Source organism: Collinsella aerofaciens, assembly GCF_040910265.1.
Taxonomy (GTDB): domain Bacteria; phylum Actinomycetota; class Coriobacteriia; order Coriobacteriales; family Coriobacteriaceae; genus Collinsella; species Collinsella aerofaciens_BK.
Window position 1 is genome coordinate 75,341 of sequence record NZ_JBDGAW010000009.1, and the last position, 10,389, is coordinate 85,729.

Here is a 10,389-nt window from a genome sequence, read left to right on the forward strand (position 1 = left end):
GTGACGTGCGTGCGTATCGTCTTTATCCCCGTGTTCATGATCGTGTCGGCCCTGTCGCATACGAGCGTGGCCGGCACGGACTGGAGCACCTTCGACGGCCCGCTCGCTGCCGCCGCTTTCATTCTGTATGTCATTCTGTCGTGCACCGACAAGGTTGACGGCTATTTGGCTCGTTCGCGCAACGAGATCACCGACTTCGGTAAATTCTTGGATCCTATTGCCGATAAGCTGCTCGTGTTCTCGGCTTTGCTGCTGTTCTTGGACTTTGGCGCCGTGACCGTATGGTCCGTATTCATCATCCTGTTCCGTGAGCTGCTGGTGAGCGCCCTGCGCATGGTTGCGAGCGCTGCCGGCGTGGTCGTCGCTGCCGATAAGCTTGGCAAGTATAAGACGGCGACCACGATGGTCTCCATCTGCGGTTACCTGTGCGTCTTTGCGATGGCCGGCCTGCAGCTGGGCCCGGTGTCGCTGACGCTCGGCATCTATTCGGTTTCTCGCTTCCTGTACGCCGTGGCCGTTGTCCTGACCGTTATCTCGGGTGCCCAGTATTTCTGGAACTGCCGCAAGATCGTCTTTTCGGTCTAGGTCCTGGTGGGTATGACGGAGTCTTTTGAACAGGTTGCTTTGAGAAATGAGGCGCTGGCGCGCGAAATTGTCGAGCGCGCGAGTGTGTGTGGCGTGACGGTTTCGACGGCTGAGTCTTTGACGGCGGGTATGATCGCCTCGACGATTGCCGATATCCCGGGCGCCTCGGCGGTGCTCCGCGGCGGTGCGGTGACCTATTGTGATGAGATAAAGCATCGCGTGCTTGGCGTTGAACAGGATACGCTCGACCGCTATACCGCGGTTTCGTATCAGACGGCGCGCGAGATGGCAGCTGGTTCGCTGGAACTGTACCAGAGCGATATTGCCGTGAGCGCGACGGGCTATGCCGGCCCCGGTGGAGGTACCGAGGACGATCCGGCTGGCACCTTCTATATTGGTTGGGCGTATCGCTCTGCCGATGGGGAAGGGCCGGTTATCGATTCCGTTCGCTGCCATTATGAGGGCGATCGTTCGTGCGTTCGTGCCCATGCGGTCGCGGAAGCACTGGGGCGCATTGTTTTCGTGCTCGACTCTATGGAATAGAAGTGTTTTAAGGGGCTTTCGGGCCCCTTAATTGTGGAGATAGGGACCTCTAGCAGATTCGTCGTTTTCGCTGGTATTTGCCGTATTCTTATTTGCAATGCCTCATTTGGGGTCCCTGCGGTCAAGTGTTTGGTCAGTGTTTGGTCGGCGTTTGGTTGGGTTTTGGAAAGGTCGGCTGCATATGATTGGCCTGAACGGTTGACCACGAACAGCCGTTCGTTTATTATCGATACAGGTTGTTAAGAGGAGGGCTATTCATGGCCAAGAATTCAGGTCCCGTTCGTACCGTTCATGCGCGCACGACGGGTAAAGAGCGCGATGATATGATCGCCACCACCAAGGCCGAGATCGAGAAGAAGTTCGGCCAGGGCTCCATCATGAGGTATGGCGACGGCGGTTCCGAGCTCGAGGTCGAGGCTATTCCCACGGGTGCTCTGGCCCTCGATGCCGCCCTGGGCATCGGAGGCGTTCCGCGTGGTCGTATCGTCGAGATCTATGGTCCCGAGTCCTCTGGTAAGACGACACTCTCGCTCGAGATCTTGGCCGAAGCCCAGGCCATGGGCGGCGTCGTGGCATTTATCGATGCCGAGCATGCGCTCGATCCCACCTATGCCGCCCGTATCGGCGTGGATATCGACGAGGTTTTGATTTCCCAGCCCGATACGGGTGAGCAGGCGCTCGAGATCGTTGACATGCTCGTGCGTTCCGGCGCCATCGACGCTATCGTCGTCGACTCTGTCGCCGCCTTGACCCCGCGCGCCGAGATTGAGGGCGAGATCGGCGACACCACGGTCGGCCTGCAGGCCCGCTTGATGAGCCAAGCGCTCCGTAAGCTGGCTGGCTCGCTATCTAAATCCAACACGACCTGTATCTTCATCAACCAGTTGCGCGAGAAGATCGGTGTCATGTTTGGTAATCCCGAGACTACGACGGGCGGTCGCGCCCTTAAGTTCTTCTCGTCGGTGCGCATCGACATTCGCCGTATCGATAGCATTAAGCTTAAGGACGAGGTTATCGGTAACCGCGTACGCGCCAAGGTCGTTAAGAACAAGGTTGCCGCTCCGTTCCGCTCCGCCGAGTTCGACATCATGTACGGTACGGGTATCTCCAAGGAAGGCTCGATCCTGGACATGGCCGTCGAGTGCGGTATCTGTAAGAAGATGGGCTCCTGGTTTGCCTATGGCGAGGACAAGCTCGGCAACGGTCGTGAGGCCGCCAAGGCATTCCTGCGCGAACATCCCGACTGCGCTGACGAGATTGAGCATAAGGTTCGCCTTGCCTGCGGCCTTGAGTTTGATGACGACGCTCCGTCCGAGGTCGAGTTGACCGATCAGCCGGAGCCCGAGGAGCTCGATGAGCTCTATGCCATTGACGGCTCCGCAATGCTCGATGATGACGAGTAGTTGATACCGACATGTCGTATACGGTGACCGAGGCCACGGTCGTCTTTCCCGATAAGATGGCTGCCTCCTCGTTCTCGAGCGGTTATGCATCTAAAAAGCCCTGTGCACATATCGACTGTGAGCTCGAGGGCGGTTTTGAACGATCCATTTGGATTCCCGTGCGGGTGGCTCGCCTGTACATGAAAAACCGCCCCGATCTTCCCTGCGATTGGGACGAGTTTCGCGAGGCCGTGCAGCTCATCGAGCGAAAATGCGCGCTCACCATGGTGACCGAGATGCTTTCGCGCCGTGATCACGCAACGGGTGAGGTCCGTGATAAGCTCGCTCGTTATGGCTTTCGCACGGCTGCGATTGATTTTGCCGTTGAGCGCGCCACCGAGTATCGCTTTTTAGACGAGAATCGCTTTTGCTCATACTTTATCGAGGAACGCAAACGGCGCGGTTGGGGGCAGCGCAAGATCGAGACCGAGCTTAAACGCCGTCATGTTGTTCTTGATGATATCCCGGGCTATCCTGAGGAATATTTTGCCGCGGATGACGACTTGGCCCGTGCATCGGCTTTACTTGCTAAGCGTCGTGTTCCCGAGACGCGTGGTTTCGAAAAACTCGTTCGTTTTTTGATGGGTAAAGGGTTTTCTTACCACATTGCCGCCGATGCCGTTAAGGCGCGCCTCGATGCCGAACGTGAGGAATGTGTAGTTTAGGCGCATGCGTTTTTCGGCCTTGCCGTTCACGGCGTTTTAGCCGCCGTGCTGGGGCTATTTATTTGACAGTTGTTGCGGTTCAACGTACGATAATTACTGTCATTTGCTTTGTGATATGTGCTCATCTGTGATGAGTTTGTTTATATGTTTATCTGTATCCGACCCGCATAAGCTGCGCCCATATTACTCAAATGTCGCGAGCCGTTCGTAAGGACGGTTCGCTTTGTTGTGTAACGAATCCATAAAAAGGAGTGAGCATGCCTATCATCGCAGCGCTCGTCGGCATCGTTTTGGGTGCCGTCGCCGCCATTTTCTACATGCGCACCGCCAAGCAGGGTAGTCTTCACGAGGCCGACGAAAAGATTCAGTCGGCACACGCACAGGCTGAGTCCCTGATCGGCGATGCAAAGCGTCAGGCCGAGACCCTCAAAAAAGAGGCTCTGCTCGAGGCCAAGGAAGAGATCATCAAGAACAAGCAGGCTGCCGAGGCCGAGGATAAGCAGCGTAAGAACGAGATTCGTACGCTCGAGAACCGCGTGATGCAGCGCGAGGAGTCTCTCGATCGCCGTAACGATGCCCTCGACAAGCGCGAGCATCAGCTGTCCAGCCAGGCTGGCCAGGTTGAGAAGCGCTCTCGCGAGCTTGAGGAGCTTTGCGCCAAGCAGACCTCCGAGCTTGAGCGCATCGCCGACCTGACCCGTGAGGACGCCCACAAGGAGCTGCTCGATAAGGTCCGCGGCGAGGTTACCCACGAGGCTGCCACGATCATCCGCGAGTCCGAGCAGCAGGTTCGCGCCGAGTGCCACAAGACCGCTCAGGAGATCCTCTCCCTTGCGATTCAGCGTTGCGCCGCCGACCACACCGCCGAGGTCACCGTTACCTCCGTGCACATTCCCTCTGACGACCTCAAGGGTCGCATCATCGGCCGCGAGGGTCGCAACATTCGTACGTTCGAGCAGGTTTCCGGCGTCAATCTCGTGATCGACGACACGCCCGAGACCGTCGTGCTTTCGAGCTTTGATCCGGTCCGTCGCGAGACCGCCCGCGTTGCCCTCGAGAACCTCATTGCCGACGGCCGCATTCACCCCGCCCGCATCGAGGAGATGTACCACAAGGCCGCCGACCTGGTTCAGCAGCGCGTGCGCGAGGCTGGCGAGCAGGCTGCCTTCGATACCGGCATTCATGACCTGCACCCCGAGATCGTCAAGACCCTGGGCGCCCTGCGTTATCGCACTTCGTTTGGCCAGAACGTGCTTCAGCACTCCCTCGAGGTCTCCGACCTCTGCGGCGTTATGGCATCCGAGCTTGGGCTGGACGTTGTAACCGCCAAGCGTGCCGGCCTGCTGCACGATCTGGGCAAGGCTATCGACCATGACGTCGAGGGCCCGCATGCCGTCATCGGCGCTGAGCTCGCCCGTCGCTATGGCGAGAAGCCCGTTATCGTCCATGCAATCGAGGCCCACCACGCCGACGTCGATCCTAACACGGTGCTCGATGTTCTGGTCCAGGCGGCTGATGCCGTTTCCGCCTCTCGTCCCGGCGCTCGTCGCGAGTCGGCTGAGAACTACATCAAGCGCCTGGAGAAGCTCGAGGAGATCGCCAACTCCCATGACGGCGTCGAGCGCACGTATGCCATGCAGGCTGGTCGTGAGGTCCATGTCATGGTTCAGCCGGATAAGATTTCCGATGCCCAGTCCACGGTCCTGGCACACGATATCGCCCATCAGATCGAGGAAGAGATGGAGTATCCCGGTCAGGTGCGTGTTGTCGTGATTCGCGAGAGCCGCGCTGTCGATATCGCTAAATAACATGAGCGACGCGAACGAGCTCATCTCATTTATCGCGTCGATGTCGGGGGAGGGCAACCTTCGCGTCGAGGAGAACCTTGGCGAGGGGTATGTCCGCCTCCGCGTTTCGGAGGCCGAGCGGCGCCAGGCAAAGCACGACATTCAGCATGTCGAGGACATTGTTATCGAGATGCTGCGTAATGCTCGTGATGCCGGCGCCGACAAGGTCTATCTCGCCACGACCAAAGAGGATGGCGTCCGCACGCTCGTCTTCTTGGACAATGGTTCGGGTGTTCCGCTGGATATGCAGGAGCGTATCTTCGATGCCCGCGTCACGTCTAAGCTCGAGAGCATGAAGATGGACCGTTGGGGCGTTCACGGTCGTGGCATGGCATTGTTTTCGATCAAGCAGAACACCGATGAGGCCCGTGTGGTCACGTCCGGTGTCGATCTTGGTTCAGCCTTTAAGGTGAGCGTCGCCACCGACCGCCTCGGCGAGCGCGCCGATCAGTCGAGTTGGCCTCAGGCCGTCAAGGACGAGGACGGGCATTATGTCTGTGCTCGCGGCCCGCATAACATTATTCGCGCTGCGTGCGAGTTTGCCCTCGAGGAACTGCGTGGTTGCGATGTGTATCTGGGTTCTCCGTCAGAGATCGCCGCGACCCTCTATGCTCAGGCATCCAGCCGCCTCGATACGTCGCATCTTCTGTTCATCGATGACGAGAACGAGCTTCCCGTTGTCGACCGCCTGGGTCTTGCCTCGGATGCTGAGGACTTTATCCGTATCTGTTTGGGCTTGGGTCTCGAGATGTCCGAGCGAACGGCTCATCGCATTTTGGCTGGTCAAATCAAGCCCGTACGCGGCGTGACGGCGCGTTTGCTGCGCGAGCGCGATTCGACATCGCATGCCCCCGCCCCGGTCGATCTCGCAAAAGACCGGCGCGGTCTGCGCATCGCCAAAGACGACATGGCTCAGTTCTCTCGCGCTGTCGAGCGCGACTTTAATGAGCTTGCCGCCCGGTATTATCTCAACCTCTGCGGCGACCCCAAGATTCGCGTTTCGCGTGATCGCATCACCGTGACCTTCGATCTTGCCAAAGAGGAATAGTGCCTTTACCGAGTCCGCTCGGTACGATACAGTTGTTGCAGTTAAAACGTACTTTTAAACGCAGGAGTTTCTTCATGGATTGCCTGAAGGTATCAAGCAAATCATCGCCCGCGTCCGTTGCCGGCGCTATTGCCGGCATGGTCAAAGATGGTGTGCCGGTTAATATTCAGTGTGTCGGTGCCGGTGCTGTCAACCAAGCCATCAAGGCCGTTGCCATCGCGCGCGGTTTTCTGATTCCGACCGGTTTTGATATTTCCTGCGCACCGGTGTTTTCGGACATCCTCATCAACGGAGAGTCGCGCACGGCTATCCGTCTTTCGATTTATGTTCACCAGATTAATCGATCTGCTATGGATAACGTCGTCATGGATGACGTTAAGCCTGTGGCATAGACGCATTGCCCTGCGTCCGTTCGTTTTCGTGATTCCGTCGATTCCACCCCGTTAGGACTAATTCACATGGATCAGCGTTCCGCACGCGATATTCTTGCCGGTAAAACCTACTTTATCCGCACCTTTGGCTGCCAGATGAATCAGCATGACTCCGAGCGTGTGAGTGGCCTGCTCGATTCGTATGGCTGCCTGATGGCACTTGATCCCGAGCATGCCGATATCGTCGTCTTCATGACGTGCTGCGTGCGCGAGGCTGCCGATACTCGCCTTTACGGACAGTGCAATTCCTGCAAGAGCCTGCCGCCTTCGCCTTCGGGCAAGCGCGTGGTTGCCGTCGGTGGCTGTATTGCCCAACGCGACGGCGAGGGTCTGCTTACCAACGTCGATAACGTTAACGTCATCTTTGGCACGCATTCCATTGCGCATGTGGCGGAACTTATCGCCGAGGCGTTCTTGGACGGCAAGCGCCACATCCGTACCAACGAACACGAGGACACGGATGCCATGAGCATGCCGTGGCATCGCGAGACGCAGTATCACGCCTGGGTGCCCATTATGACGGGCTGCAATAACTTCTGTACGTACTGCATCGTGCCGTATGTTCGCGGTCGCGAAAAGAGCCGCCCCTTCGAGGAAATCGTTGACGAAGTGACCGGTCTGGTGCGCCAGGGCGTGCGCGAGATTACGCTGCTGGGTCAAAACGTCAACTCCTACGGTCGTGACCTGTTTGGCAAACCGCGCTTTGCCGACCTGCTGCGTGCCGTGGGTGATACGGGTGTAGAGCGTATCTTCTTTACCTCCTCGCACCCCAAGGACCTGCTGCCCGAGACCATTGACGCCATGGCCGAGACGCCTGCCGTCATGCCGCAGCTGCATCTGGCCGTTCAGTCGGGCTCGACGCGCATCCTCAAAGAGATGAATCGTCGCTATACGCGCGAGGACTATCTGGGCTTGGTGGATCGCATCCGTAACCGTATGCCCGATATTGCGCTCTCCACCGATATCATCGTTGGCTTCCCCGGTGAGACCGAAGAAGATTTTGAGCAGACACTTTCGCTTGCCGAGACGGTTCGTTATGCGCAGGCCTACACCTTCATCTACTCCAAGCGTGCCGGTACCCCGGCTGCCGAGATTGATGACCCCACGCCGCACGAGGTTATTCTTGAGCGTTTTAACCGTCTGGTGAAGGTTATCGAGACCACGGCGCATGAGTACAACCAGGGCGAGCTTCACACTGTGGTGCCCGCACTTATTGAGGGTACGAGCAAGAAGAATGATGCTGTTCTTCTTGGCAAGAGCCCCAAGAACCAGACCGTGCATGCGCCGATTCCTGCAGGTTATAGCATCGATCAGCTCATCGGCAAGATCGTTGACGTCGATGTGGATGTCGCCAAGACGTGGTATCTGTCTGGCTCCGTTGTGGGCGAGCCTCGCTAATGATTTCTCCCGGTGCAAGTCTTTCTGCTGTAGCGATCGTCGGACCGACGGCGGTTGGCAAGAGCGATGTTGCCGACCGCCTGGCCGCTCGTCTTTCGTCCGAAGTGCTGTCATGTGATGCAATGCAAATCTATCGAGGCATGGACATTGGCACGGCAAAGATGGCTCCCGACGAGTGTACGGCGCCGCTGCGCCTGGTCGATATCGTAGAGCCTGGGGTGGCGTACTCTGCAGCGCTGTATCAGGCCGATGCTCGAGCTCATGTTGAACGCTTACTTGTATCGGGGCGCCTACCAGTGTTTTGCGGCGGTACGGGCTTGTATCTTAAGGCTGCTCTTGATGAGATGGATTTTCCCTCGGGAGAGCTTGAGGATGATCGCCGTGTGGGCTATCAGGAGCTTGCTGAGCGTATTGGTGAGGAGGCGCTGCATGCGCTGCTTGCCGAACGCGACCCTGAGTCTGCTGCGGTCATTCATCCCCATAACGTGCGCCGTGTGATTCGTGCACTCGAAATGCATGATGATGGTGTGTCTTATGCCCAGCAAAAGTCACAGTTCGGTGTTCCGCGCGAGCATTATCATGCTCTGTGGTTTGGTCTGACGCGTAATCGCGAGGTGCTCTACGAGCGCATTAACCTACGCGTTGATCTGATGTTTGAGCAAGGTCTTGTTGATGAGGTCCGCGGTCTTATGGATCAGGGGCTGGGAGATGCCCTGACGTCGATGCAGGCGATTGGCTACAAAGAGATTATCGATGCCTTTAACGGCGTTATTTCCATGGATGAGGCTCGCGAACTCATCAAGATGCGTTCGCGTCGCTATGCCAAGCGACAGCTTTCGTGGTTTAAACGCGATGACCGCATCGTGTGGTTCGATATGGACGAGTTTACGATCGATGAGGTCGTTGAGGATATCCTTCACCGTATCGAGGCGGCCTAATGGCTCGGTTTCCCCTTGTTCCTACGGCGCCTGAACCCGAGCATGCCATTCTTGTCGGAGTTGAGTGGCGTGATAACGCCTGGCCGCTCGAGCGTTCGCTTGACGAGCTTGAGCGCCTGGCCCATACGGCCGGCGCCCAGTGTGTGGCTCGTTTGTCACAGCGACTGGTAAAACCGTATCCAAAATCGTTTATTGGCTCCGGTAAGGTTGAGGAGCTTTGCGGGCTTGTGCACCGTATGGATGCCGATGTCGTTATCTTCGACGACGATTTAACGCCCTCGCAGCAGTCTTATCTTGAGAAAGCCGTGGGCGAACCGGTTAAGATTGTCGATCGCACCGCATTGATTCTTGATATCTTTGGCCTTCATGCTCAGACACGTGAGGGTCGTCTGCAAGTGCAGTTAGCGCAACTGCAGTATCTTCTGCCACGTCTGCGTGGCATGTGGAGCCATCTTGCCAAGGAACAGACACGTGGCGGTATCGGTTCACGCTTTGGCCAGGGCGAAAGCCAGCTCGAGGTCGATCGTCGCTTGATTCGCAACAAGATCGCCGCGCTTCGTCGCGAGCTTGAACAGGTAGAGCGGCGTCGTGATGTTCAATCCAAGAGTCGTATCGAGTCGCCGGCGTTTCGCGTTGCGTTGGCTGGATACACCAATGCCGGTAAGTCTACGTTGCTCAATCGGCTGACGGGCTCTACAGTGCTTTCGCAGGACAAGCTGTTTGCCACGCTCGATCCAACGACGCGCTCGTATCGCTTGCCTGGTGGTCGCGGCATGACCATTACCGATACGGTCGGCTTTATCCAAAAGCTGCCGCACGGTCTTGTCGATGCCTTTAAGTCTACATTATCCGAGGTGCTCGGCGCCGATTTGATCCTTAAGGTCGTGGATGCTTCTGATGAGGACTATGAGCGTCAGCTCGAGGCTGTCGATCGCGTGCTCGATGAGATCGGTGCCGGTGAGCGCTTGACGCTTACCGTGTTCAATAAAATCGACCTGCTCGATAGCGTTGATCGCCTGGGCTTTCGTCGTCGCCACCCCGAGGCTGTGCTGTTCTCGGCGGAGACGGGCGAGGGGCTTGATGATTTAGTCGAGCACATCGCTCGCGAGGCGGCGGCAACGGATGTATTGCTGTCTGCCGATATTCCGTATCGAGAGGGCGTCTTGATCACGCTTGTGCACGAGCAGGGCACCTTGTTGCACGAGGAGTATCTAGAGGATGGCGTTCGCATCGTGGCTAAGCTGCCGGCTCGCATCGCGCCGAAAATCGAGCGCTATCGTACGGAGTAAACGAGTTCCAAAACTCCCAAAATGATGGGTTGGTGCAACAGGTAGAGGTCGCGCGCGCAGACGTGGTGTAAGAGTGTCCTGAGGTCCGTCGCTGCAAGTCCCGATGTTACTCCTTCTTGAGGCCGCGCTTCTCGACTATCTCGTCCACTATCTCCCTGGCGCGCCGCCCGAGCGCGCGGCGCCTCCCCTCCGTCGGGGCCGGC

Annotated in this window: 10 protein-coding genes; all 10 read left to right on the forward strand. The window is 57.6% G+C overall.

Annotation, left to right across the window (positions count from 1 at the left end; genetic code table 11):
• Nucleotides 1–36 precede the first annotated feature (36 nt).
• The 10 genes from pgsA (at nucleotide 37) to hflX (ending at nucleotide 10,186) form a co-directional block, all read left to right on the forward strand.
• Entirely contained in the window at nucleotides 37–585 is a 549-nt protein-coding gene (gene pgsA / locus AB5Z14_RS05540; protein WP_438265655.1) for a CDP-diacylglycerol--glycerol-3-phosphate 3-phosphatidyltransferase, read from the forward strand.
• 12 nt (nucleotides 586–597) lie between these two features.
• Nucleotides 598–1,128, forward strand: a complete 531-nt coding sequence (locus AB5Z14_RS05545; protein WP_368130631.1) for a CinA family protein — start codon at nucleotides 598–600, stop codon at nucleotides 1,126–1,128.
• A gap of 257 nt (nucleotides 1,129–1,385) precedes the next feature.
• Complete coding sequence (recA, locus tag AB5Z14_RS05550; RefSeq protein WP_368130632.1) at nucleotides 1,386–2,531, forward strand: recombinase RecA; 1,146 nt, start codon at nucleotides 1,386–1,388, stop codon at nucleotides 2,529–2,531.
• Nucleotides 2,532–2,542: 11 nt separating this feature from the next.
• Nucleotides 2,543–3,235, forward strand: coding sequence for a regulatory protein RecX (locus AB5Z14_RS05555; protein ID WP_368130633.1), 693 nt, complete (start codon nucleotides 2,543–2,545; stop codon nucleotides 3,233–3,235).
• 257 nt (nucleotides 3,236–3,492) lie between these two features.
• Nucleotides 3,493–5,043 carry a ribonuclease Y gene (rny, locus tag AB5Z14_RS05560; RefSeq protein ID WP_152078534.1) on the forward strand — a complete coding sequence of 517 codons (1,551 nt, stop codon included), beginning with the start codon at nucleotides 3,493–3,495 and terminating at the stop codon, nucleotides 5,041–5,043.
• Between the two features lies 1 nt (nucleotide 5,044).
• Entirely contained in the window at nucleotides 5,045–6,130 is a 1,086-nt protein-coding gene (locus AB5Z14_RS05565; RefSeq protein ID WP_368130635.1) for an ATP-binding protein, read from the forward strand.
• A gap of 74 nt (nucleotides 6,131–6,204) precedes the next feature.
• Nucleotides 6,205–6,522, forward strand: coding sequence for a stage V sporulation protein S (locus AB5Z14_RS05570; RefSeq protein WP_368130636.1), 318 nt, complete (start codon nucleotides 6,205–6,207; stop codon nucleotides 6,520–6,522).
• A 66-nt stretch (nucleotides 6,523–6,588) separates the two neighbouring features.
• Entirely contained in the window at nucleotides 6,589–7,959 is a 1,371-nt protein-coding gene (gene miaB, locus AB5Z14_RS05575; protein WP_368130637.1) for a tRNA (N6-isopentenyl adenosine(37)-C2)-methylthiotransferase MiaB, read from the forward strand.
• Nucleotides 7,959–8,897 (forward strand): tRNA (adenosine(37)-N6)-dimethylallyltransferase MiaA, encoded by a 939-nt coding sequence (gene miaA / locus AB5Z14_RS05580; protein WP_368130639.1) that lies wholly within the window; start codon nucleotides 7,959–7,961, stop codon nucleotides 8,895–8,897. The genes miaB and miaA overlap by 1 nt, the downstream gene beginning before the upstream one ends.
• Nucleotides 8,897–10,186, forward strand: a complete 1,290-nt coding sequence (gene hflX / locus AB5Z14_RS05585) for a GTPase HflX (RefSeq protein WP_368130640.1) — start codon at nucleotides 8,897–8,899, stop codon at nucleotides 10,184–10,186. The genes miaA and hflX overlap by 1 nt, the downstream gene beginning before the upstream one ends.
• Nucleotides 10,187–10,389 lie beyond the last annotated feature (203 nt).